General features: G+C 43.9%; 19 protein-coding genes. 8 read left to right on the top strand and 11 right to left on the bottom strand.

The features are described 5' to 3' along the window. The first annotated feature begins 11 nt into the window (after nt 1-11). From DK187_RS16900 to DK187_RS16890, 3 genes are all read left to right on the top strand, one after another. Nucleotides 12-776, top strand: a complete 765-nt coding sequence (locus DK187_RS16900) for an inositol monophosphatase family protein (protein WP_204355647.1) — start codon at nt 12-14, stop codon at nt 774-776. Nucleotides 777-907: 131 nt separating this feature from the next. After that, nucleotides 908-2,308, top strand: a complete 1,401-nt coding sequence (locus DK187_RS16895; RefSeq protein ID WP_111608512.1) for a bifunctional diguanylate cyclase/phosphodiesterase — start codon at nt 908-910, stop codon at nt 2,306-2,308. A 26-nt stretch (nt 2,309-2,334) separates the two neighbouring features. Continuing rightward, nucleotides 2,335-2,841: a YgjP-like metallopeptidase domain-containing protein gene (locus tag DK187_RS16890; RefSeq protein WP_111608511.1), complete on the top strand. Its 507-nt coding sequence runs from the start codon at nt 2,335-2,337 to the stop codon at nt 2,839-2,841. 53 nt (nt 2,842-2,894) lie between these two features. Here the strand turns inward: DK187_RS16890 and DK187_RS16885 are convergent, their stop codons facing one another. After that, nucleotides 2,895-3,818, bottom strand: a complete 924-nt coding sequence (locus tag DK187_RS16885; protein ID WP_111608510.1) for a SphA family protein — start codon at nt 3,816-3,818, stop codon at nt 2,895-2,897. 377 nt (nt 3,819-4,195) lie between these two features. Here DK187_RS16885 and DK187_RS16880 point away from each other — a divergent pair, with 377 nt between their 5' ends. Beyond that, nucleotides 4,196-5,368: a helix-turn-helix transcriptional regulator gene (locus DK187_RS16880; RefSeq protein ID WP_111608509.1), complete on the top strand. Its 1,173-nt coding sequence runs from the start codon at nt 4,196-4,198 to the stop codon at nt 5,366-5,368. A gap of 165 nt (nt 5,369-5,533) precedes the next feature. Continuing rightward, nucleotides 5,534-6,787 carry a serine hydrolase domain-containing protein gene (locus DK187_RS16875; protein WP_111608508.1) on the top strand — a complete coding sequence of 418 codons (1,254 nt, stop codon included), beginning with the start codon at nt 5,534-5,536 and terminating at the stop codon, nt 6,785-6,787. Between the two features lie 90 nt (nt 6,788-6,877). On the opposite strand, the gene DK187_RS16870 is transcribed toward DK187_RS16875, so the two are convergent. Both DK187_RS16870 and DK187_RS16865 read right to left on the bottom strand, forming a co-directional pair. Beyond that, nucleotides 6,878-7,555: a 7-cyano-7-deazaguanine/7-aminomethyl-7-deazaguanine transporter gene (locus tag DK187_RS16870; protein WP_111608507.1), complete on the bottom strand. Its 678-nt coding sequence runs from the start codon at nt 7,553-7,555 to the stop codon at nt 6,878-6,880. A 210-nt stretch (nt 7,556-7,765) separates the two neighbouring features. After that, entirely contained in the window at nt 7,766-8,272 is a 507-nt protein-coding gene (locus DK187_RS16865; RefSeq protein ID WP_111608506.1) for an HPP family protein, read from the bottom strand. A gap of 105 nt (nt 8,273-8,377) precedes the next feature. Between DK187_RS16865 and DK187_RS16860 the strand changes: the two genes are divergently transcribed. Beyond that, nucleotides 8,378-8,938: a TetR/AcrR family transcriptional regulator gene (locus DK187_RS16860; protein WP_111608505.1), complete on the top strand. Its 561-nt coding sequence runs from the start codon at nt 8,378-8,380 to the stop codon at nt 8,936-8,938. A gap of 26 nt (nt 8,939-8,964) precedes the next feature. On the opposite strand, the gene DK187_RS16855 is transcribed toward DK187_RS16860, so the two are convergent. The 4 genes from DK187_RS16855 to DK187_RS16840 form a co-directional block, all read right to left on the bottom strand. Then, entirely contained in the window at nt 8,965-9,822 is an 858-nt protein-coding gene (locus tag DK187_RS16855) for a PA4780 family RIO1-like protein kinase (protein WP_111608504.1), read from the bottom strand. Between the two features lie 131 nt (nt 9,823-9,953). Beyond that, complete coding sequence (locus DK187_RS16850) at nt 9,954-10,862, bottom strand: hypothetical protein (protein ID WP_111608503.1); 909 nt, start codon at nt 10,860-10,862, stop codon at nt 9,954-9,956. A gap of 691 nt (nt 10,863-11,553) precedes the next feature. Beyond that, nucleotides 11,554-13,182, bottom strand: coding sequence for a methyl-accepting chemotaxis protein (locus tag DK187_RS16845; RefSeq protein ID WP_111608502.1), 1,629 nt, complete (start codon nt 13,180-13,182; stop codon nt 11,554-11,556). Between the two features lie 95 nt (nt 13,183-13,277). Beyond that, nucleotides 13,278-14,525: a DEAD/DEAH box helicase gene (locus DK187_RS16840; RefSeq protein WP_111608501.1), complete on the bottom strand. Its 1,248-nt coding sequence runs from the start codon at nt 14,523-14,525 to the stop codon at nt 13,278-13,280. A gap of 462 nt (nt 14,526-14,987) precedes the next feature. On the opposite strand from DK187_RS16840, the gene DK187_RS16835 reads away from it, so the two are divergent. After that, the gene (locus tag DK187_RS16835; RefSeq protein WP_111608500.1) at nt 14,988-15,968 is read left to right on the top strand and encodes a carbohydrate porin; all 981 of its coding nucleotides are present in this window, start codon (nt 14,988-14,990) and stop codon (nt 15,966-15,968) included. A 169-nt stretch (nt 15,969-16,137) separates the two neighbouring features. On the opposite strand, the gene DK187_RS16830 is transcribed toward DK187_RS16835, so the two are convergent. The 4 genes from DK187_RS16830 to gss form a co-directional block, all read right to left on the bottom strand. Continuing rightward, nucleotides 16,138-17,490, bottom strand: coding sequence for an MFS transporter (locus DK187_RS16830; protein WP_162623542.1), 1,353 nt, complete (start codon nt 17,488-17,490; stop codon nt 16,138-16,140). A gap of 102 nt (nt 17,491-17,592) precedes the next feature. Beyond that, nucleotides 17,593-19,998: a glycoside hydrolase family 3 C-terminal domain-containing protein gene (locus tag DK187_RS16825; protein WP_111608498.1), complete on the bottom strand. Its 2,406-nt coding sequence runs from the start codon at nt 19,996-19,998 to the stop codon at nt 17,593-17,595. A gap of 14 nt (nt 19,999-20,012) precedes the next feature. Then, nucleotides 20,013-20,666 carry a TetR/AcrR family transcriptional regulator gene (locus tag DK187_RS16820; RefSeq protein WP_111608497.1) on the bottom strand — a complete coding sequence of 218 codons (654 nt, stop codon included), beginning with the start codon at nt 20,664-20,666 and terminating at the stop codon, nt 20,013-20,015. Nucleotides 20,667-20,859: 193 nt separating this feature from the next. Continuing rightward, the gene (gss, locus tag DK187_RS16815; protein WP_111608496.1) at nt 20,860-22,737 is read right to left on the bottom strand and encodes a bifunctional glutathionylspermidine amidase/synthase; all 1,878 of its coding nucleotides are present in this window, start codon (nt 22,735-22,737) and stop codon (nt 20,860-20,862) included. A gap of 227 nt (nt 22,738-22,964) precedes the next feature. On the opposite strand from gss, the gene DK187_RS16810 reads away from it, so the two are divergent. Beyond that, nucleotides 22,965-24,032 carry an alkene reductase gene (locus tag DK187_RS16810; RefSeq protein ID WP_111608495.1) on the top strand — a complete coding sequence of 356 codons (1,068 nt, stop codon included), beginning with the start codon at nt 22,965-22,967 and terminating at the stop codon, nt 24,030-24,032. Nucleotides 24,033-24,050: the final 18 nt, after the last annotated feature.

The following is a 24,050-nucleotide window of genomic DNA, read 5'->3' as shown; positions in this document are numbered from 1 at the left end:
GGATAAAGCAGGTGAAAGCGGCGTATCAAGTTTTAGAATCGGCCATTAGAAAGGCTGGAAAGCGTGCTCAGGTCATTCGTCAGTCGGGGCTATCCATAACGATTAAAGGGCGACAAGACTTCGTATCGCAAGCGGATATTGCGGTGGAAGAGGAGCTAAAACAGGTCATTCATTGTTTATTTCCTAATGATGGCTTTTTAGGTGAAGAAAGTGGTTTGGTGGACGCAACCAACACACAGCATGACGGTATTTGGGTGATCGATCCGATCGATGGCACCAGCAATTATTTGCAAGGTATGGATTATTGGTGTGTTTCTGTGGCCTATGTGAAAAATAACGCAATACAAGTGGGTTTTGTTTATGCACCAGACAGAGACGAAATGTTTTTTGCCCAGCGAGGGCAAGGCGCGTATTTAAATGGCGCCCAATTAACCATCCATGAGCCAGAGAAAGGTCAGGCTATTATTGGGCTAGGGCGCTCAAATCGTCGGCCTCTTCAGGATTATCTTGATCTACTGGTGATCTTGGACAGAGGTAACATTGAATATCGACGCTTTGGTGCGGGAGCCTTAATGCTGGCACATGTTTCGTCGGGATTCGTGCATGGCTATTATGAATCTCATCTAAATAGCTGGGATGCGTTAGCAGGGCTTTTGCTCATCAAAGAGGCGGGTGGTCAGATACCTGATTTTCTGAAAGATGATGGTTTGTTAAGAGGCAACGCCGTGTGGGCAGCGAGCCCGCAGTTATGGCAGGAGCTAAACAGTTTGCTTTAATTATTTGTACAAAAAACATACAAAAATAGCTGCGTTCCGTCTTGTATTGTCGGCTGATGTTCCATAATAGTTGGTATGAACAAGGCATCTTGTAGATTGCTGTATTGCTAGGCTAAAGCGTGGATTTTTGTATGGAAAATAGACCAGAAACTACTATCCAGTTGGAACGTGTTTTGGAGACTGTGCCGATTGCTGTGGCTTGGTCGAGTATTGCCTCAGATCGGATCGATTATATCAATGAGTCGTTTAGCACGCTTTTTGGGTATTTGTTAGAAGATCTTCCTGATCTTAAAACATGGTATGAGCATGTTTTTCCAGATCCTCGTTATTATCAACAGGTGATCGAACCTTGGATACGCGACTATCTAGAAAATGTACCAGTGGAAGGGCTGAGTACTAGGATGTTTTGCAAGGATGGTTCGATTAAAAAAGTGAGAATCTCTTTCTCTATCGTCGCAGACAAAAGGCTGTGGTATTTCAATGATTTAACCGATTATTGGATTGCTGAAAAAAGGTTGCGTGCGCGCAGTGACATGTTGGAAATGGTGGCGAAGAGTTCGGCGTTAACGGACATTCTTGACGTTATTGTGAAGCAGATTCAGCAAGAAAGTCCGCTCTCTCTGTGCAGCGTGTTACTTTTTGACCAGGCAGAACAGTGTTTGCGTTTAGGGGCGGCACCAGACTTTCCTGATTTTTATAATAAAGCCGTTGATGGCATTAAAATTGGCCTCAATGTTGGTTCATGTGGCACGGCGGCCTATTTAAAAACGCGTGTCATTGTGGACGATATTTTTTCCCATCGATATTGGCAGGATTATACGCAGCTTGCAGCGCAAGCTGGTTTGGCTGCTTGTTGGTCAGATCCTATTATGTCATCAAAAGGCGATTTATTAGGTACGTTTGCTGTATACAAACGTGTGCCATCCTCTCCCACAAAGAAAGAATTCGAAATGATTCATTTCGCCAGTAATCTGGCGAGTATTGCGATTGAAAGTTTTCGAGTGCAAGAAGAGCTTGAGCAACGAGCTTATTTCGATCATTTGACTGGGTTAGCGAACCGAGGGCATTTTTTTCAGCAATTTGAAGATGTCTTATCCAAAGCCATCGCAGAAAACGCGCCTCTTGCGGTTTTGATGATGGATGTTGATCACTTTAAAAGCGTTAACGATGCCTATGGGCATAAAGTGGGGGATTCGCTGTTGCAAAAGCTGGCTGAGATGAGCCTGTCTATTTTAAGAAAAGGTGACATAATTGGCCGAATTGGCGGTGAAGAGTTTGCCGTGCTATTGCCTGCGACAGATCAACAAGAAGCGTTTCGGGTCGCACAGCGGTTAAGGGAAAACATCGAAAAAGGCGTGGTGTTCAGTACGGGGGCCCATATTGTCTCTTTTACGGTATCTTTAGGCGTTGCTTATCGTCAGCACAATAAATGTACCACGGTTACTGAATTATTAAACGCAGCAGATCATGCTCTCTATGAAGCAAAAGCGGCAGGGCGTAATTGCGTTTTTTCGTCGCAACATCAATTGTAAAATGTATGGGTTCAATAAAGCCGCTTATGAGCACAAAGAATTATCTTTCAGGTTACAGTCCCCACGTACAACAACAAGCACAAGCCTTAATAGCGTCAGAAAAATCTGCCCAGTGGTTGTTAAACAAGTATCCTGTCGCCCATAGCCTGGGTGGCGCGAGCGGTTTGTATGATTACGCGTTAGAGATAAAAAATACCTTTATGCGCAGCTCACCTCCGATCAGTAAGGTGATTTACGATGACAAAATTCATGTCATCAACAATGCGCTTGGCTTGCATACTTATGTCTCAAGAATGCAGGGCAATAAACTGAAAGCCAAGAATGAAATCCGCATAGCCTCTTTGTTTCGTCAAGTGCCAGAGCCCTTGCTGAGAATGATTTTAGTGCATGAGTTGGCTCATCTGAAGGAAAAAGCCCATGACAAAGCGTTTTATAAGCTTTGTTGTTACATGGAACCTGATTATCATCAATTAGAATTCGATCTGCGTTTGTATCTGAGCCATCGAGACCACTTTGGGGAACTTTGGTTATAGCATCACAGCGTAATGGAAAGGGGAAACCATCACGCTGTGATGTTTTAAACGACTTAGAAGCTTTGAGACACTAAGAGTGCCGCGTTATAACCTTGAGTACGATTTTTTGCCTCGAATTCTTTGTAAATATGGAAAGAGACGAAGGGTAAACCTGGACGGAAGAAGCTTAACTCAGGCCCTACAGCAACAGCAGAGCTTCGATTGCCGTTGACGATATTGCTACTTGCTGGCGCTTTGTCATCGGTTAGCTGTTTGTAAAAGAAACCACCCAGACCGATAGTCCAATCATCGACGTGCTGGCCGAGGGCAAATTCATGTCGATACTCCACACCACTGGTGTAATTGGTGTCTTTATTTTCGGTGTTTATGTCTAATTGAAAACTGGATGACACCTCAAATCCACTGTCTGTTAAATAGGTGACGTTAAAAGCGGGAGAAATGGTCCAGTGATTGAGCCCTGTTGTGATGGTGTCATCTTTATCGTAGTGGCCAGTTGGAATCTGTATTTGCAACTGTGTATTGGTCGCTAAATTATCAGATGGATGCCATTGCAGAATATAAGGGATAATCTGGATATCCCCTATACTAGAGTCCGATCCGACTACCGCAATATTTGCTCCAGGCACACGACCATCAATCTCTAACTCTAAAGCGGGGACAACAATACCATAGCCATAATTAGCGCCTTGGAAGGTATGCTCTGTCATATTTATATAGGTCAAGGAGAGTGATTTTACCGTTTGAGAAAACTTTTCTAGTTTGTCATCACCTTTACCGTCTAAATTTTTATCGGCACGATAAATAGAGGATCTGATAGAAAAAGCACCCACATCCGTTACTGGTGGCATATAGCCAGCGCTAAAACCATACACCCCAGGAGCCGTGCTAGGCGCTCCGTTTTCTGTGGCAAAGGCCATGGTAGATAATGCCATACCAACGCTGATCGCTATTCCGGAAAGAAATGTTTTGTTATTCATGTCTAATTCTCTCTAATGGTTTTTTATTTTTATTGGTAGATCCTTGTCTAGCATGCCAAGTGTTAACCGCTGCTTCATATCCCATTTAGGATAAGCGTGTGTTTTTAATGAAAAAGATTTGTCGTGAATGCGCAAGCGCGATGTTAATGGCCTGAAAGGTTGTATTGCCCAGAAATCATTTGGCTATCATTTATTTTGGGGCTCGTGTATTCTCATTTATTGCACTTTTTATCTTCTGTCGCTTTACCATAAAAATAATGAAATAAGTCGAGAACGGGTCCTCTATTTAGCCCGAGGGCCATGAAAAAGACAGTGATTGCCAAATAATGACAGCGTGAATGGTAGGTCTTTATTCGTTCTTACGTTGAGGGGGTCGCATGTCTGCTTATTATGTCAATAAACTCTTACCCGAACTTTATCGCTGCGTGGATCATCCTACGCAATGGGTCAAGGTATTAGATCAATTGCGTGATGACCTTGATGTCAGTAGTGTTGTCGTGCAAGTGTTTGATCGGTCTAATACTGGAGACTTGGTACAAAACTGGGTAATGAGGGATTCATTTTCGCTAGCGAATGCGGCGTTACATGATAAATGGGTGAACAATGCGGATAACCCTCGAATGTACATAGAGACAACGGATAGTCTAGCGATTATTCGGGACGAGGAGATTTTTTCTTTGCTGTCACCGGCTGTTGAACGCTTTCATGAAAGGCTCAAGCAAGCACAGCTAGGTCATGCCATTGCTCTTGATATTAAGGCTCCTAATAACCAGTACATTAGCCTTATTGCCCATCGTAAATACGGTGATAAACGAAGTTTCGGTCGATCTTTTGATGATTGTTTTCAACAATTAGCGCCGCATATCCAGCAAAGTGTCGCGTTGAGTGAAAAACTCAATACACTGTCTCTGCGAAATGCTTATATTAATCAAGTGACTAATCACATCAATACGGGAATGATGCTACTCACACTCAATGGCAGTGTGTATTGGAGTAATCAATGCGCAATGGATATGGTTCAGCGGTCTGAGCACATTGGTTTGTCCAATGATAAGCTCACTTTAACGCATTCGGCGGACCAGCAAGTGTTTAATGCTATGTTGGCTGAAGCGCTTTCGCAAGTTGAACTCTCTCCTCGTTTAATGGCAACCATCGGACAATATCGTTTCAATCCTCTGCAATTATTGGTGACTTGTGTCGATGTGCCAGTCCATGACATGGGACGGCCATCAGAAACGATGATTGCTGTCTTTTTCTCTGAAAATGATCATGGTTTTACCCATTTGGATGAGGAAGTAAGTCAGCTGTATGGTTTGACGCCAGCAGAGTCTCGATTGGCGGTTGCCTTAGCGAATGGTTTATCGCTGGAGGAATATTCCCAGCAAAAAGGTGTTTCTATTGGTACCGTTCGCATCCAATTAAAAAGTATTTTCTCAAAAATGAATATCACTCGCCAACAAGAACTGGTTAGAGTGCTGTGGGCCTCGGTCTCGGCCCGTACTCGTCCTGTTATCGATTCCTCTTTACTTATTGATTCCTTACCAAGTTAGTAAATGCTTTTCTATATCCTATTTGGGATATGACTTCGTCTAATGTCGAGCTCATTATCTTGATCATGTAGACACGTTTCCTGCCAATTAAGATCGTAGCAAGGCGTTGTCACATATTATTCAGAGCATTTGAAAAGACGTTAAGAAGACGTTAGAGGAAATATAATGATTAAAATAAAAACATTCCGCCGACTAATGAGTACTGGTTTATTGTCTCTTGCTATTTTACCCGTTGCCGTTCATGCCGGCTCGGTTGTTGATCCGCTGGTGGCGGCGGTGGGGCCAGAATCGCATGTGCCTATTGCGATACAAAATTTACGTTGGGCGATGCTAGATGGTGATGTGAATACGCTCACGTTTCGTTCAATGGATCAGTTGTTTACCACTCGCCATGTGGCTCGCTCCGGTCAGATTTCACCTTTAATGCATGAAGACCATTCGCTTGATTTTTCCTATGAATTTGACGGTGCCCGCTATCAGCCAGAGCAATTTCTTGATCGGACTTTTACCAACGGCTTGCTGATCATGAAAGACGATAAAATCGTCTACGAGAACTATCGCAATAACACCAATCAAGATACGCATTTTATGGCGTGGTCTATGACGAAATCGTTGGTTTCTATTTTGGTGGGGGTTGCCCTTGAAGAAGGTCGTATCAAGTCATTGGATGAAGACATTACCCTTTATCTTCCAGAACTATCGAAAGGCGCCTATAAAGGCGTGACGATTCGTCAAGTTTTGAGCATGAGTTCAGGGGTGAAATACGAAGAGCGTTATGACTTTGCCAACCCTGGTACTGCGGCTCGTAATCATATTTTAGCCCTAGTAAAAAATGTGGCGCGCTTTGTTGAGCCCGCAAAAACCATAGAGCGTTTGCATGAACCCGGCACCGTACAGGAATATAAAACCATTGATACGGCGGTGTTAGGCTTGTTATTAGAGCGAGTGAGCGGCGGCAGTAATGTGTCTGCTTATATGGCGCAACATTTATGGGAACCGTTAGGAGCACAAGCAGATGGTTTCTTTATTATGGATGGAGAGCCTGGAGTGGGTCGCGAATTTACCGGTGCAGGCTACAGCGCTACTATGCGAGATTTTGCTCGAGTGGGTTCGATGATGCTGAACAATGGCCGCATCAATGGTAAGCAAATTGTCTCTCCTGAGTGGGTGAAAATGTCGACAGAGCCATTTTTGAAAGAAGATCCTAAGCTGGGCGGCTACGGATACCAGTGGTGGACTATGCCAAACACCACAGCCTATTCAGCAATAGGATTACAAGGGCAGTTTATCTATGTCGATCCGGAAACTCGCACTGTGATTGTGAAGTTAAGTTATTTCCCGCAAGCGGAAATGGACATAGCTGAGCAAGAAACCATGGCGTTTTTCAGTGCGGTATCTGCTTGGAATCCTAAAAAATAATGTTAATGAGTTCCAAATAGAAATTTCGGTATAAAAAAACGCGGATAGGAATGACCCTAATCCGCGTTTATTGCTTTTTGGGCCGTGCTTTTATGCACGAGCTTCTTTATTTAACCGTGTAGAGGTGTGCTGAATGTGTGTGATTTTTTTAATCAGATAATTCAACAATACACCGTACAAGGGGATAAATAACCCTAAGCTGATAATGATTTTAAAGCCGAAATCAGCCAGTGCTATGGCTTGCCAATGTTGAGCCATAAAAGGATCAGGGCTTTGATAGAAGGCAATGCCAAAGAAAGCCAAGGTGTCTAAGCCATTACCGAATAGAGTGGAAGCAGCCGGTGCAACCCACCATTGTTTTAGTTGGCGGAGTCGGTTAAACACTTGAATATCCAACGCTTGACCCAGTAAATACGCCATCAGACTGGCAATCGCAATGCGTCCAACAAAACTGTTGTATGTTCCTAATGCCGCAAAACCTTGAAACTCCCCTTGAGCAAATAAGACGGACAGCACATAAGACACGATTAAAGACGGTATCATCACCAAAAAGATGATTTTACGGGCTAGCGGCGCGCCAAAAATACGCACAGTCAGGTCGGTGGCTAAAAAGATAAAGGGGAAGGTAAAGGCGCCCCAAGTGGTATGAAACCCTAAAATGGTGAAGGGAATTTGGACCAAATAATTGCTAGAGGCAATGATCAGTAAGTGAAATAGAGCAAGATAGCATAATGCTTTACCTTGCTGTGCAGGCGTAAACGTATTCATATTGTGACCTTTTTCGTTTGATTGGGGTGAGGGAACCCAAATTAAAAAGCTCGGATTGGTAAAACGAACTTTTGGCTTTTTGATAATGCCGCATTTGACCTTGTGGTCAAATGCGGAGCGGGATTATACATGAAAACTTTGGTTAAAAAAGCGCCAATGGTGAAAAAAGTGATGCTGTGAACCAGAAATGCCCATTGATATTTGACCGCGTTATTTGCTGAAAGGCTTTACAGTGATCGAATAACCAACACGTGAGATCCAATTGCGGTAGAGCCAGCCGAAGAAAATAATGAACAAACAACCTGATAGCACGGGGGTAAAGAGAAATCCCCAAGACACATTAAGCGACGCTATTAGGATAGGATTCGCGCCAGCTGGCGGATGCAGGGTATTTGTTAGCATCATCAAAGAAACACCTACGCCAATACTGACGGCCATACTGAGCGGTGTCACCTCCCAAAAATGCAAGGTTAGTAAACCAATGAGGCTGGTTAATAAGTGACCACCAAGGATGTTTTTTGGCTGTGCCAAAGGGCTTTTAGGCAAAGCAAATAGAATCACCATAGTCGCACCAAAAGGCGCCATGATACCAAGATAGGCTGGAGCAATCTTTTCACCCTGAGCAAGCATGAAGATGCACAAAGCAGCACCAACACCTGCGAGACTAATAATGAAAAAACGTGATTGATGAAAAGAGCGACATAAACGCAATAACATAATAAGAGTCCTTGATGATAAATTGTAGGTAGACCGACTTGTCTCTATAATGGTAGACAGATCGGTTTACTTATGTCAATATTCTTTTATCAAAGGGGAAGTAAGATGACGAAGCCAGATTTATTGATACACGCCGCGTTTAAACTTTTTTATGAACATGGCATTCATGCTGTCGGTATAAACCGCATTCTGCAAGAAACTGGAGTGGCGAAGAAAACCCTATATCATCACTTTGCTAGCAAAGACGCCTTACTTGAAGCGGTATTAATGTATCGAGATCAGATTTTTATGGATTGGCTCACCTCAAGGATGATGGCCGCTGGAGAGGGAAAAATGGCAGTGTTAGCGCTATTTGATGCGCTTGATGACTGGTTTCACGACAGGGTTGAGGTGTTACTACCTTTTAAAGGCTGTTTTTTCATGAAAGCGAATGGCGAGTTTTCAGACCATATGGTGAACAGCTTATGTCAGCGCCATAAACACAATATAACCGCGTTTATACAGGCAAACCTTGTTGGTCATAGTGCTCATCTGTCATCGGCTGAGTTAGCGCAGAGCATCAGTGTGTTAAAGGAAGGGGCTATTTCTCAAGCCTATGTTGCGGGCGACTTAGACGCCGCCAAAAGAGCAAAAGCCATGGCTGTTGCTCTTTTAAGCGAAAAATGAAAACTGTATCTTAAATTCGCTGAGACTTAGTCGTCATCATTGGTGCTGTTAATACGCGCCAATCGATCTTGCTCTTCTTCAAAAGCGTCTTTTATTTCCTGTAATACAGAGTCAACATCGGCGGCCTCAGTAGGCTCTTCGAACTCGCCAGTAAGTTCCGTATCAGGGTTTAGCTTGCCAGCTTCGAACAACGCCCAAATTTCTTTGGCGTATTTTGTTTCCAGCAAGTCAGGAGCGAACATGCCGTAATAATTTCGCATATTGTTGACGTCACGCTCTAACATCCACTCGGCATTGTTATTGGCGGCCGCGTCAACGGCTTGAGGAAGGTCGATAATGACGGGGCCATGGGAATCGACAAGCACATTGAACTCTGACAAATCGCCGTGTATTAAGCCTGCACACAACATGCGCACAACATCGCGAATAATGGTGTCATGGTCTCGCCTAGCTTGTTCTTCTGTTAGTACGACATCGTTGAGGCGTGGAGCGACTTCACCGCTGTCATCGGTTACAAGCTCCATTAATAATACGCCGTCAAAACAGCCATAAGGCACGGGTACGCGCACCCCCGCATCAGCCAAACGAAACAAGGCATCGACTTCAGCACTTTGCCAAAGACTTTCTTGCTCGTCGCGGCCAAACTTAGAGCCTTTTTCCATCGCACGAGAGCGGCGGCTATTGCGAACCTTTCTGCCTTCTCTATATTGCACCGCTTGTTTGAAGCTGCGTTTACCCGCTTCTTTATAGACTTTCGCGCAACGGATCTCTGATCCACAGCGAACGACGTAGACGGTGGCTTCTTTTCCGCTCATTAATTGTCGAAGGACTTCGTCTACTAAACCATCTTCGATGAGGGGTTGTATTCTTTTTGGGATTTTCATGCGGCTCGTTATACAGTGATTTGATGATAAATGAAACAACCAGAGAATGACTGTGGTGCTTGCCAATACTCAGTTAAAAATAGCCCTATCACAGACATAGTGACAGTTTTTCCACTTTAAAGTGAACCAGGTTATTCGTCAGAATCGCGTCTTTTATATTCATTCCTCACCAAATACTCAATCATTTCATTGATTTTCATGTTTTTTTCTTCAGCTAAAGCATTAAGCTTTTGTTTGGTATTAAGCGTCATGCTGATGCTGTAGGGTTTTTTACCACTCGACTTTTCACGGAATTTTTTCTGACTCCATGCCTTCTTCATTTTATCAATGACGAGTGCCTTACGGTCTACGTTATCAGATAAATCGATAGTAGCAATAACTGCGGCTTTTTTTTCTGTATTAGAGGTGGGAATCCAGGCCTGTTCTAAAGGTCTTTGAGTGATGTTTTGCAGGTAGGACCATGCCCAAGCCCATTGAGCTGGATTATTGTCTTCAAGCCACTGAACGATGGTTTCGTTAAAACGAATGCTTTGCCATTTGGTTTTTAACTCGTCCAGCAAATCTTGCTGTTGCTGGGCATCCGCTTCGCCATCATAAAAGGCATTTAAAACATCGACTAGTCTGTCCGAGACGTTATCTCTTTCTGTAGAAAAGGCTTTCTCTGACAGTAATAAAAATGTGTTTTCTTGAATCACTCCCTGCTCTTGGTTGGCCTCTCTCTTTTTTGTATGGCTTTTTAAGTAACACCAAATCCAATTGCATAATCGTTCGTCTTTTTTATCAATCCAACGAAAGTAGCTTGAGGGAAGTTGAGTTGCTTTAAAAGCTGAGCGCATTTGCGTGGCGAAATTTTTAGGTGCTCGGTTTCTTTTGACTAAATTGTCTAGCTCTTCATTGAGTTTTTTTACACGTTCGGTATGAGTATCCCCTCGTAAGTTTTTCAGCGAAGCACTTCGAATGCTACTTAATAAATAATCAGTGTAAAAAGCACATTCTCTTTCCGATCTCACTTCCAGAAATTCAGTATCGCCTTTAATCATATTTATTCATTCCTTTTTTGTTATTAGAGCATTCGAAAATATTGATTATTACTGTGTAGTATGTTTCGTAAATACTACGTGTATTTGTGTAACCTTACAATAATTTTACAGTTGATTTGTTTGTATTTTATGTGTTTTTTTTGGTTAGGTTTAATGAAATGGATAAAAAATGTCTAGCAAAGAGGGATGGTCGAAGTTGATATGGGGCAGCTTTGGTAGGATGCGTCAGAGCGAAGTAAGTTTGGTGATATTGAGAAAAGAAAGCAGGTTGTGGTGCGTTTGACGAGAGTAAAATGAGTGAAGGTGACGGCGTAGAAGACTCGCACGGTATGAAATGACAGGGTCAAACTCCAAATAGCATCGGGCGTGTACTTCATTTTGATAAGACAGAATGGCTTTTATTTGGATGCGTCTTGGCGATGGTTATAGTTTGTCATACAAAACAATCTATTCCTCACTTAGGAGCGGTCTAATCGATGAGATGTCGCTTACTTTGGCTGTGTGGTGTCAAGACAGAGGCCGTAAGACTTTTGCGTTAAAAAATGAGCACGGTACTAGATAGAGTATCGTGTTTTTACAAGGTAATACTGTGAATAGCGATGACACAAAAGTAGCTTTTAGTAAACCAAGATACTAAGGTCGAAACTGTTAGAAAGCGACTTTACTATCTTGGCAGAGACTAAAAAATGGATCAGGCAATAAAGCGATTTAATTCATTTTTTAATGACAAGGTTGATATTTGTAGTCTATCAGCGGCATCTGCAATTTCTTCAGTGCTGCTTCTATTATGAGCCGCTTGGTTTTCGACATTCGATACGAGGGACAACACTTGTCGAATATCGATGAGCACCTTAGCCACGTTGCCAGAGGTGTGCTGTACTTTCTGACGCGTATCCAACATGGTTGTGGAGCTGTCGGTAATGCTTTGCATTGCTTGAGATGATTCAGAAAGCAGTTGCTTGAATTGACCTTCACTGTCTTTCATTTTTTCTGCGACATTGCTTATCGCTGAAACAATGTTAGCAATGGCGGTACTGGTTTCATTCAAACTGCTTTGTGTTCGAATCGCAAGTTGTCGAACTTCATCGGCGACGACAGCAAAGCCTCGACCTTCTTCGCCCGCGCGGGCGGCTTCAATCGCGGCATTTAATGCTAATAGATTGGTTTGATCCGCTATGCCACTAATAGCCGAAAGAATATTATTCACATCTTCGGCCTTGCGTGAAAGTGTGTTCAACTCGTCAGAAAGTCTTGATTGGGATTCTGCTGTACTATTGATAATGTCTGTTACCTTGCTAAAGGCATGTTGTCCTTTTTCAAGAGAGCTGCTTGCTTTTTGCGTGTCTTCCACGGTTAAGCTTAGCTCTTCATCGGAAGAAGCAAGTAGATCGCAAGTCGAGGTGGCATGCAGACGGACTTCATCAACGGCATGGGCGATTTTTTGTGCGGCGACACGGATTTCTTTACTACTGCCTTGTAACTGAGAGGACACGGCCGAGTTTTCAATGGCGGAGTGTGTCGATATCGCCAAAGTAGATTGGAATTCGGTAATCAGATTATTGAAATCTGCTAAAAGAAGGCCAATCTCATCGGAACTGGTTTTCGTACGCAGCGTCAGGTTTCGCGTGGTCGCTATGGTGCGCATGAGTACCTGCGCATCGGCTAACGGTTTAAGTATACGGGATACAAGCCAGAATATGATCGCAGAAGAGAGTAAAAAGATGACTAAGCCAATCATGCTGGAAACAAATAAGGTAGAGTTTAGTTCGGCTTGAATAGTAGAGATAGGCGTATCAACACCCACCACAAAGATTTTACCTGTGCTGGTTTTGTAGGGTATGAAGACTGACCGGAAGGTGCCCCATTCATCGGTATATTCATCAAAAATAGGCGTGGCATTGTTGTTTGAAAAAGCATCAACCAACTTATCACTTGGTTCATCGTAAGTCGCCAGAGGGGCACGGAATGTTCTTTTTTCGACATCTTCTTGTTCTGGCGTGTCGAGTACAAAGAGCACTTTATCAGACGGTTTAATCATGGTGTACATGTATTTTATGTCTGATGATTGCAGTATGTTGTAGGCTTTTAATTGCAGAGCATCTGACTCAGCTTTGGAAAAATTTCCGTTGAATGCATCATCATATACGTTGTCGTCAATTAATTGTCTAGCAACCTGAGCTGCAAAAACAAGATTGCTGTCTATTTGGCTATACAGATCGGTTTTCCGTACATCATAAAGATGAAAAGTGTAGCTAACACTCGCTAAGGCACTGAGCAAAAGAACCGTGGATAAGAGACGAGATTTAATCGTTGTGAACATTTGATTTCCTTTCAAAGCGAGCGTTGTACATGGTTTTTTATCCACGTCTATTTGAGCATGAGATCGTCAGATTATATGAGCGAATTCATTTCTGTCTAATGTTTTCTTTTGGCTTTTTTATTTTTAGAAGAAGTCAGCCCTAACGCCTTGGCCCTTAATTCTTTTTTAGAGGGTTGGCGCTTTTTAGGCGCATCGACTGTCTTGGTTAAGTCGGGTTCAAAACCTGGTAACCATTGTGGTACAAAACTTTCACCCACCAGCTTTTCAATGTCTGTTAATAAATAGCGTTCCGCTTCACTGACCAAAGAAATAGCCAGGCCCATTGCGCCAGCACGCCCTGTACGTCCTATGCGGTGAATATAATCTTCAGCGTTATAAGGGAGCTCATGATTGACCACATACTGTAATTGATCTATGTCTATGCCTCTTGCCGCAACGTCGGTTGCGATAAGAGCCCGCACCTTGCCAGCTTTAAAGTCGGCTAATACTCGTTCTCTAGCCCCTTGAGATTTGTCCCCATGAAAGGACTGGGTGGCAATGCCGTCTTTGTGCATTTCACTTGCAAGTTCGTCGGCACCTTGTTTAGTGCGGGTAAAAATGAGCACTTGTTGCCAATTTTTAGAACCGATAAGAAAAGACAATAGGGCACTTTTTCGGTTTTTATCCACCGCATAAATGCGTTGCTCTACTTGCGTTGCCGTTGTGTTACGACTGTCTACTTCGATCAGTTGAGGGTCTTTTAATAGGGTTTTACTCAGGGCGAAAATGTCATCATTAAAGGTCGCAGAAAAGAACAGTGTTTGTCGTGTCTGTGGCAAATTTTTTAAAATTCTTTGGATATCGATGATAAAGCCCATGTCCAACATTCGATCCGCTTCATCTAAAACCAAAGTCTGTAATGTACTAACGTCAATGAGGTTCTTCATGATTAGCTCAAGCAAGCGCCCAGGCGTGGCAACCAGTACATCGCAACCTTGCTGCAAGGCATCTAGCTGTACGTTAATGCTAGCACCACCGTAAGCAACAACCGAACGGATGGATAAATTTTGACCGTATTTGACAAAGCTAGCGTGAACTTGCTGTGCCAATTCTCGTGTCGGTGTTAACACCAGAACTTGGATGCATTGGGCTTGATTGGTGCTTTTATTGTGTTGAATGCGATGCAGAAGAGGCAAAGCAAAAGCGGCTGTTTTTCCAGTACCCGTTTGTGCGCCAGCCATGACGTCTTTGCCAATTAAAACCGCTGGAATAGCGGCGCGTTGAATTGGGGTTGGTGTGTTATAACCCAGCTCGTTTACCTGATTTAAAATGTCTTGATGAAGTCCTAAAGACGCAAAGCCCATGGCTGTCTCGCTAATATTAAAGGTATAAATAAAGAACGCTAGTGTAGCACTTTGTTATGTCGAGTTAGCGGCATTGACAACAAAAAAGCAGAGGCTTTTGGTGGCTCTGACATCTTGAGTCCTGTCTCTATGTTCAGGACAACAATACAGTGATGATGGCTGGATGTTTTAAAATTTCATAACTGAGTAGCAAAAAAACATAAAGTGCTATTTTCTCTTCATTGCTTGCTTATTTATTAAGATATTTCAAATTGATCATATCGAGTAGGATTTTAAATTCCATATATATCAATAACTTATTTTTGATTTTGTCTTCTCAAAGAAATTAAGTAAAAAATAAGAAAAATTATTGATGTTTGATTCTTGTAATAAAGTTACTGAAATGTATTATTAATAGTGAAAACACACGTTTTTGTTGAAGTCTATTTATTATAAAAACAACATACAATTAGGTCTGAAATCATGAAAAAAACTATTCTAGCGACTGCTATTGTTAGCAGTATCCTATCTGTAAGTGCTGTTCAAGCGGCTCCTGTCTTTGATGCCAACTTCGAGTTAAATACCGACGCTGTCGATAAAGCGACAGGCGATACAACTTATGACCAGAATGGTCGAGTTGAACTAAACGCGTACAGTAAGCATACGTCTGGTGATAACTTTTTTGCTGGTAAAGGTTCTGTTTTACTGAATACCGACGGCGAAGCAACGGTTGATGATGCATTTATTCAGTTCGGTAACAATGTTTGGGACTTCCAACTTGGTCGTTTTGAAGCGATTAACTTATTCCCATTAGCGAAAGATACTTTGATTGTTCATGCGATTGATGACAGCGTTTATGAAGCCAATAAAGTTCGTGGTCGCGTAGGCGATGGCGGCGGTCAGATTGCATTCCATTACAAAGCCAGTGAAATGGTGAAATTTGAAGTAGATACAATTTACGGTGATGGCGATTCTGGTGATTCTAGCGTTGTTGGTAATGGTGATGACACTACCGCAATTTCTGGTGTTCGTCCTTCTGTAACCTTCATGACAGATGCCGCCACTATCAGTGCGGGTTTTGAGAGTGTTAAGTATGATCAAGTTGGTGGTACTAATGTAGATCTATCTGGTTACGGCGTGACAGCAAACTTTGATGTGGCTGCGGCGAACGTTAACCTGGCTGCCGCGTTCAGCAAAGACGATAACACAGATAAGAAAATTTCTTCATTTGTTGCCAACATGGTATACGGCAACTTTGGTTTGGGTGTGATTGCATCTAGTGTTGATGATGGCGCAACGGATCCATCTCTAGTGACCACTTATATTGCTTACACTGTACCAGTACTAGACATTGACAATGCGACAGTGACTTTCGCAGGCTCTTATTCAGCGGCCGATGATGTTGCCGCTGGAGCGAATGACAAAACGACCGCAGCACGAGTTCGATTTAACTACGGTTTCTAACGTGTAGTTAAAGATAAGAACAATATCGTTGGTTACTCCCTTTTCTGATGATATTGTTCTTCCCTCGTGCAGGGGTTACCTTGCTTTTTTTTGAATAGTCTCTGTTCTTTCCTAGCTTTTCACAGTAAGTTGGAAGTAAGCCGTAGCGAAAACATTAAATACTTTTCGTTTAGGTCGTTTGTTTAGAAGCGATCGTCTTCAGGCCTTCTAGTACTTTGTCGGTGAGTTTGTAGCTGTACAAGAAAATGGCCAGACCTATTGTCGCCCCAATCGCATTGCCTAGGTTGAGTGCGTCCCACATGCCTTGAATGACCTGTGGAGGTTGCTGCACGAACGTTCCCCCTGTTGATTCAATAAAACCCACCATAGCGAGATAGCCCATGGCAATGGCGCCACCAACGGCTGTTGTGGCTTTATTCGCAAAGGTTTGGGTGGCAAAAGTGACGGCTTCTAAGCGTTGGCCGGAACGGATATAGCCATATTCAATACAGTCGGCAATGAAGATACTTGGCATAATTAAGGTGACGCCAAGCGCAATGGCTTTCAACATAGTTAAAGCAATGAATACTTCAAGATATTCGTAACCTATTAACCAAGTAATGATCGACAAGACAGCGAGTGCGGCAGAAGCCCAAGCAAAGGTATTAATTTTGCCAATTTTACGAATGCCGATTGGTACTAGCGGTGAAGCCAACATAGCAGGACCGATCATGGCGAAAAGCAATAAGCCAGACAGTGATGGATCGTTGAAAACATCGCGCGCGATATAGGGCATTAAGGTAAAGGCAACATTTGATCCACCAATAAAGACAAAGGCGAGGATAAACATCAACAAATACTTGTTGTTAGTAACGGTGCCTAATATTTGTCTCAGCGTTGGTACTTCTTGCTCCACTACATGGCGCTCTTTAACTGAGCGGATGGTTAACATCAATATCATGGCAACGGAGCACATAATGACTGCAGCAAGTGTCCATTTACCGCCCAGTTTCTCGACCAGCCAAGGTGCGCTTGCCATGGCGATCACCATGCCGACAAAGCCACCGAAACGCACAAAAGAATAGATAACATTTCGCTCATCTTTGTTTTGTGTCATTACTGAGCCTATAGCGTAGGCTGGCGCATCAGAGACGGTATATAACATTCCCCAGCCCACATACGTGATGAAGGCGTAAGTAATGCGTAGCCACATTGGTTGCTCAGCAAGATAATCGCCAAAGGCAAATATCAAAACGGTAGCAAGAGGCACGGCCCAAGCGATAGCGTTTACCCAGGGTTTGAATTTTCCACCACTGAAGCGGCTTCGTTCGACGAGAATCGAAAGAATGGGATCATTAACCGCATCCCATACTCTGGCTAAAAGAAAGATAATCCCCACCGTACTGGCAGATAAGCCCAGTACAGAGGTGTAGTAAATACTGATAAAGATGGTTACAAACATAAAGATAATGTTTTGACCGGTGAAAAACGTGTAATAGCTTAGTCGTTCAAGACGACGGGTTTCGTAGTTTGTTTTGGACATAGTTGCCTCGTTGTTTTTATTATGTATCAACCCTAAAACCGTCATTACGTATAACCGATAGTCGTAATGACGGCTTTTTTAACCAGTATTAAAAGGTGCCTTTTAGAGACGGGGTTCCTGATTATTCAGTGAGGCAATGAGCTGCAAGATCTGATTTTCAGAATACTGTTGGCTGTTGAACACGGGTAGGTTACGCAGCGGCATGTCCGCCACCATGGATTCAGCCATCAATTTATCTGCTTCTGCAGCAGAATCATTTAGGTCTCCTCCCATCATTTTTGTAAACACTGACAGCATGCTGTCGAACAGCGGTTTGCCTAATGCTTCATGGGCAATATCGCCTAAGGTTGAATTCATTGTGTAAGGCTGGATGGGGGTGGGGACAGGAATGTCGTAACCCAGTAGTGCACTAAAAGCTGCGTCATTAAAGTCGCGTTTTGCAGGGGCAAAATAGCTCTCTAGGGCTGGGTTGGGTTGTTCCGCTGTGTTGTCAGTGTCTAATACAATGCTTGCTGTATCGCGAATGTCCGCCACAGAAGCACCAATATGAATCTGGTATTCGCCGCTCTCTGCAACCCAAGTGGCTTTCTCTTTGTGCCAGTAGGCGAACGCTCGATAATCCAATTCAAACACTATCTCTTTGCTTTCCCCAGGTTCTAAGAAGACTTTCTTGAACGCTTTTAATTCTTTGGCTGGGCGTGGTTGGGAAGGGGATTTTTGACCTACATAGCACTGCACCACTTCGGCTCCGGCTCTGTTTCCTGTATTGGTAATGGTGATTTGCAGTTTGATGGAAGCGCTTTCATTAAATAGTGCTTTATCACCACTGAGTAAGGTTAAATGGTAGTAAGTGAAATTGGTGTACGACAAGCCATGACCAAATGGGAAAAGCGCTTTCGTGCCAGTCGTATCAAAATAGCGATAACCCACCCAAATAGCCTCACGGTATTGCACTTGCTTAGTGGAGCCTGGGAAATAAGGCTGACTGGGGACATCGTCTAAACTTGCAGGGAAGGTTTCTGCTAATTTACCACTTGGGTTCACGTCACCAGAAAGGACTTTAGCGATAGCAGAAGCGCCTGCTTGGCCGCCTAAGTAAGCCTCCAAAATTGCAGGTACTTTTTCCACAAATGGCAGCACGACTGGTGCGCCGTTCTGTAAAACGACCACCGTCTTAGCTAACTGATCACCAAGTGCATTAATGAGATCAAGCTGCACCTGTGGCAAGTTTAAGTGCTGGCGATCAAAGCCCTCAGATTCGTATTTTGGTGTCAGACCCGCAAACAAAAAAACCACATCGGCTTGTTTTGCAAGTTCAACCGCATTGACGATTTCGCTGCTATCTCCCGTATCATTTAGGTGATAACCCTCAGTGTAAGTGACATTATCTGCACCAAATAGTTTTTTGATTTCGTCGAGAGGTTGCTCTAATTTGAATGGATTAATTTTCGAGCTGCCTGCACCTTGGTAGCGAGTGTTGTTGGCTAGAGCGCCAATGACGGCCACTTTTTTACCGACGGAAACTGGCAATAGGCCATCATTTTTCAACAGCACGCAAGTTTCTTCTGCGATTCGGGCGGCAAGCTCATGGTGAGCGGTTAGGTCTGCTGTAACTTTATCGCTTTCTAAGGAAGCTTGTGATTTCAGAATCAGTTCTAATACGCGAGCGACGGATTTGTCTAATGCTTCCATTGATAGCTGGCCGTTCTCGACAGCAGCGATGATCTTCTTGGTATTCATGTCGCCAGAGCTTGGCATTTCAAGATGTTGGCCGTTTTTTACCCCTTCTACACGATCATTATTAGCGCCCCAATCGGTGACGATAATGCCTTCAAAGCCCCATTCTTTCACGAGAATATCGTCTAGCAGTTGTTTGTGCTCTGCGGCGTAGGTACCGTTTACCTTGTTGTAGGAACACATGACCGTCCAAGGTTGGGTTTGCTTAACCGCTCTTTCAAAAGCTGGCAGGTAGATTTCACGTAAGGTTCTTTGATCAACGATGGCATCGACCGTCATACGACAATGTTCGTGATTGTTTACCGCAAAATGTTTTAAGCTGGTGCCCACGCCTTGGCTTTGTACGCCTTTAATCCACGCAGCCGACATGTCGCCAGCCAGTAATGGATCTTCGGAAAAGTATTCGAAGTTACGACCACCTAATGGGTTGCGTTTAATATTGGTTCCAGGGCCAAGCAAGACAGACACTTCTTCAGCACGGCATTCTTTGCCGAGTGCGACGCCCATCTCTTCAATGAGCTTGGTATTCCACGTGGCAGCAAGCCCAGATGCGGTTGGGAAGCAGGTGGCTTTAACCGCTGCATTGAGTCCTACATGGTCACCTTCGCCGGCTTGTTTGCGTAAACCATGGGGGCCATCTGTCACCATGATGGATGGCAAGTTTAAGCGTTCGATACCATGTAGGTTCCAAAAGTCCTTGCCGCCACAGAGCATGGCTTTTTCTTCTAGAGTTAGTTCGGCTAAGAGTTGTTTTATTGTTGTATTACTCATTATTTCATCCTTTTCTAGGTTTGTGGTGACGGCTTCATACCATCTAGTAGTAATTGAATTAATATCGGAGTCAGTTGTGGAATAGCATCTTGTTCGATTTCCATTAAGGCGTCGCGACGTAACAACATACGTCTGAAAAAAGTTGGGACCGCATTAAATAGCGTGACTGCGAGATAAGCGGCTGGAATATCGGCTCGAATGCTGCCTTCTTTTTGTCCCAAAGTGACAATATTGGTAAGGGATTGGCTGACGGTATCAGGCAGTAATTGTGTCAGCTTTTCCCGAAATTCGGTGGGGATGCGTGAGCCAGCGTAGTAGCCATCAAACTCGGCAATGAAGCGGTCATCGTCTTCATATTGAACGTCTGAATAAGCCTGCATTAAGACCTTGAGTCCAGCAAGAATGCTGACAAAGTGACCCGCTTCGATCTTTTTCATGATGGCATCGTATCTATCGATTTTACGTTTCAGTACCACCACCAGAATGGCAAATCCCAAGTCGTATTTATCTTGATAGTAACGATATAAGGTATTACGGCTCATGCCAGTGGCCGCCGCAATGTCTTTCATCTGCGTATCAGCAAAGCCATTTTTAATAAAAAGCGCTTCGGCGATGCTGATGATTTTGTCCCGAGTCGCCTCGGTTTGGTAGACCATTCTTTTTGTCATAATAAATGTTACACGTGTTATATTTTTTGAAATAATTTAAGAGCTGGTAAGTGTATAGTCAATGACTAATTGCACGATCAGAGGTAAAAACATGAGTAAATGGAATGATTGTGAGAGGATTTAGAATAAAAAAAGCCTTTGCCTCCATTGTAGAGGGAAAGGCTTATGTATTTATAAATCAATATCTTAGAGGTTATTCAATGACGCGTAGGGTCATCAAATCACTGTCTTTGGTGATGACCAAACTTGGATCAACACGCAAACAGCTGCCTGCGTAATGTCCCGCTACTGAGAAAGTGCAGACTTGTGAACGATAGCCTTCAATGTCTGGCAGCTTCCACAGCGCTTGAAATATTTGATCTTGGTGGGAAAAACGCCCAGCGGTTTCTTCCATCAAGGCCTCTTCACCATCGTATAGGCTGATGTTAAAACCGCAACGTCCCGCAATGGGTTTGCTCACATAGCCGTTGTTTTTTAAGGAATCGCTTAACTCAAAGGAAGATTCCAATAAATAGGGATGATTGGGAAAAAGCATCCATAACACTGGCAAAATAGCCTTGTTGCTAGGAATAAGCGTCCAAAGAGGCTCATACACCATGACATCTTTGCGCAGTAAAACGTCGACCAAGCGCGGTGCTTCATTACGCGGCATATCCGTTTGGTAGTCGCGTAGGCGCTGTTCGTCGTCGTCACATTCAGCACGGATTTGATCGAGAGCCGTTTCCCATGCCCAGGTTTTCCATACCCAACAAATTTTCACGCCATCCGCGTCTACTACGTCACCGTCTTCATCCCAGCTTAGGCTACTGACCCCTTTGATGACCTTACAAACCAGCCCCGCTTTTTCCATAGTACGCTTCATGAAAAGGGCGTGATAATTTTCTTCTAGATCCGTGTCTTGCATGATGTGAATCACACCTTTGACCGCACTGTTTTTCCACGCTTCAATGAGTTCGTCGACCAAATCTGTTGCCGAACCTTCGCCTTCCGTTGCACCGTAGTGCTCGGCCCACTTTTCCTGAATAATGCCAGCCTCCATATAACAAGAGGCTGAGTCACAGTTGTATTCGTAAACCTTAATGCCCTTTGCTGAGAGGCTAAAATCAAATCGCCCGGTGATCATCTGGTTGCGACGATTATCCCAAGATTGATGGATCTTAGGCCACAGCGCAGGGGGGATATTAAAACTGGAAAGCAGTTCGTCATTTTGCAGCACATAATCGGTAGCGTGCATAAACAAGGCATGTAATTCGTTAGTGGCGCGTTTTAGCTCACGCTCAGCGGTGTCGGTGATGACCATATACTTATAGTCGTCTTCCGGTCGGCTGGCGAGTTTGTGACCGCCCATCATATCGACAAAAGCTTCTTCAGCAGGATTGGCGATGTTTAACCAAGCGCGGGAAGCTTGGCCTTTGTTGGGTACATGACGTATTTGTAAATCAAATAAAGCCGGATCATCGGGCTCAATATTTTCGGCATGCAGGTCGTCGTCGGTTTGTATTACCCAGCCTAAAATAGAAGCGTCACCATAAGAGCAGCGTAGCCAATAACCGCCATCTTTACTGATTCTAGCATCTAATACGCGGGAGTAATCTTGGCCTTCTGGCCAGACTTGGTGGCCGACGTTTTGTTCGACCAGGTATAAGCGGTCTGGTAAGACTTTAGTCACAATCGCCACATGACCGGTGATTTCAAATTCGCCGCCTTCGCTCCAAATAAGCAGAGAGCCCACTTCAGGGTGACGCAACGAACCATTACGAAACGATTTCAATGGTAAGCGGCTTTCGTCGGCGATTAAACGCGCCGAGGTAAGGCGAAAAATATCATAAGCCATGGCCACATCATCAAAAATATAGCCTTTGTTTAGATACAACCAGCGCCGAGCAAACTCCACACACTGCCATTTGTATCCCATAAAAATACCATCCACATAACTGCGGTAGGCATGGCGATTGGGTAACTCGTTGTCGTCGGCAGAATCATAATCAGATGAATACACGGGCACATTCCCAGGAGCGATACCTAGTAAGGTGCCAAAAGGAGCGACTGGCCTGCTGGAATCGGATGTCATTGCGGTGAATTGCCTCACACATAAGTGTTTGATAGGACCAAAAAAGACGATAAATACATCGCCGAGTGCAGGCAATATAGACCGTGAGCAAAGGACCTGCAAGGTCTTAAAAAGAGTATTTTTTGTACTATATTCAGTAAAGAAAGTGCACGCGATTGTATTTTAAAATAACTGCCATATGTAGTGCGTATCCTTGATATCAAGATTGAAACAAATTGGAGAACAGAATGACAACGACTTTATTTCACCCCGTTAAATTGGGTGCTGTAGAACTATCAAACCGCTTTGTTATGGCGCCATTAACACGCACACGTGCACCTGGGCATCAGCCAAATGCCTTGATGGCAGAGTATTATGCTCAACGTGCCAGCACGGGGTTGTTGATCACGGAATGCACCATGGTGACAGAAGGCACATCGGCGTTTGGTGATGATCCAGGCGTGTATTCCGCTGAGCAAATTGAAGGATGGAAGCTAACAACAAAAGCCGTGCATGAAAAAGGCGGTCGTATCTTTATGCAAATCTGGCACGCTGGCCGTGCCGCGCATCCGTTGCTAAATGACGGCAAAGAAGCCGTGTCAGCCAGCGCCATTGCGATTGACGGCGAGACACACACGCCGGAAGGTAAAAAACCGTATACCGTGCCTCGTGCCTTAACTGTGGCTGAAATCAAAGACATTGTGGCGGATTTTCGTCAAGCGGCGATCAATGCTAAAGAAGCTGGCTTTGATGGCGTAGAAATTCACGGTGCCAATGGTTATTTGATTGATCAATTTTTACGTGAAAGCGCCAACCAGCGTACCGATGAATACGGTGGCTCATTGGAAAACCGTGCGCGCCTTTTAACCGAAGTAATTGAAGCAGTAACAGACGTATTAGGCAGCGATCGTGTTGGCCTGCGTTTGTCTCCTCTTAATAGTTTTCAAAGCATGAAAGAAAGCGATCCCGTTGAGTGGACGCGTTTCTTGTGTGAGCATTTAAACCGTTTTAATTTGGCCTATTTGCACCTGATGCGTGCGGATTTCTTTGGTATCCAGCAAGCCGACGTCGTCGCTGTGGCTCGTGAAACCTACCAAGGCCATTTAATGGTGAATATGGGTTACACGCCAGATGAAGCCAATCAGGTGCTTGCTAATAATCAAGCAGACAGCGTCGCATTTGGTACAGGGATATTGGCGAATCCGGATTTTGTTGAGCGAGTCAAAGCCGGTGCCGCATTGAACGAGCCAAATCCAAATACCTTTTATACCCCTGGTGCAGAAGGTTATACGGATTATCCGTTCATGACGGCGTAATTCGAGGTCATAAAAGTG

The sequence above is a fragment of the Marinomonas arctica genome, from assembly GCF_003259225.1.
Classification (GTDB): Bacteria; Pseudomonadota; Gammaproteobacteria; order Pseudomonadales; family Marinomonadaceae; genus Marinomonas; species Marinomonas arctica.
The sequence above is the reverse complement of the archived record's forward strand: the minus strand, read 5'-3'. Positions and strand labels throughout refer to the sequence as shown.

What these genes read in the sequence shown, in the direction of transcription:
- DK187_RS16895 (WP_111608512.1), top strand. Translation starts at nt 908, where the DNA reads ATGGAAAATAGACCAGAAACTACTATCCAGTTGGAACGTGTTTTGGAG.
- DK187_RS16890 (WP_111608511.1), top strand. Translation starts at nt 2,335, where the DNA reads ATGAGCACAAAGAATTATCTTTCAGGTTACAGTCCCCACGTACAACAA.
- DK187_RS16885 (WP_111608510.1), bottom strand. Translation starts at nt 3,818, where the DNA reads ATGAATAACAAAACATTTCTTTCCGGAATAGCGATCAGCGTTGGTATG.
- DK187_RS16880 (WP_111608509.1), top strand. Translation starts at nt 4,196, where the DNA reads ATGTCTGCTTATTATGTCAATAAACTCTTACCCGAACTTTATCGCTGC.
- DK187_RS16875 (WP_111608508.1), top strand. Translation starts at nt 5,534, where the DNA reads ATGATTAAAATAAAAACATTCCGCCGACTAATGAGTACTGGTTTATTG.
- DK187_RS16870 (WP_111608507.1), bottom strand. Translation starts at nt 7,555, where the DNA reads ATGAATACGTTTACGCCTGCACAGCAAGGTAAAGCATTATGCTATCTT.
- DK187_RS16865 (WP_111608506.1), bottom strand. Translation starts at nt 8,272, where the DNA reads ATGTTATTGCGTTTATGTCGCTCTTTTCATCAATCACGTTTTTTCATT.
- DK187_RS16860 (WP_111608505.1), top strand. Translation starts at nt 8,378, where the DNA reads ATGACGAAGCCAGATTTATTGATACACGCCGCGTTTAAACTTTTTTAT.
- DK187_RS16855 (WP_111608504.1), bottom strand. Translation starts at nt 9,822, where the DNA reads ATGAAAATCCCAAAAAGAATACAACCCCTCATCGAAGATGGTTTAGTA.
- DK187_RS16850 (WP_111608503.1), bottom strand. Translation starts at nt 10,862, where the DNA reads ATGATTAAAGGCGATACTGAATTTCTGGAAGTGAGATCGGAAAGAGAA.
- DK187_RS16845 (WP_111608502.1), bottom strand. Translation starts at nt 13,182, where the DNA reads ATGTTCACAACGATTAAATCTCGTCTCTTATCCACGGTTCTTTTGCTC.
- DK187_RS16840 (WP_111608501.1), bottom strand. Translation starts at nt 14,525, where the DNA reads ATGGGCTTTGCGTCTTTAGGACTTCATCAAGACATTTTAAATCAGGTA.
- DK187_RS16835 (WP_111608500.1), top strand. Translation starts at nt 14,988, where the DNA reads ATGAAAAAAACTATTCTAGCGACTGCTATTGTTAGCAGTATCCTATCT.
- DK187_RS16830 (WP_162623542.1), bottom strand. Translation starts at nt 17,490, where the DNA reads ATGTCCAAAACAAACTACGAAACCCGTCGTCTTGAACGACTAAGCTAT.
- DK187_RS16825 (WP_111608498.1), bottom strand. Translation starts at nt 19,998, where the DNA reads ATGAGTAATACAACAATAAAACAACTCTTAGCCGAACTAACTCTAGAA.
- DK187_RS16820 (WP_111608497.1), bottom strand. Translation starts at nt 20,666, where the DNA reads ATGACAAAAAGAATGGTCTACCAAACCGAGGCGACTCGGGACAAAATC.
- gss (WP_111608496.1), bottom strand. Translation starts at nt 22,737, where the DNA reads ATGACATCCGATTCCAGCAGGCCAGTCGCTCCTTTTGGCACCTTACTA.
- DK187_RS16810 (WP_111608495.1), top strand. Translation starts at nt 22,965, where the DNA reads ATGACAACGACTTTATTTCACCCCGTTAAATTGGGTGCTGTAGAACTA.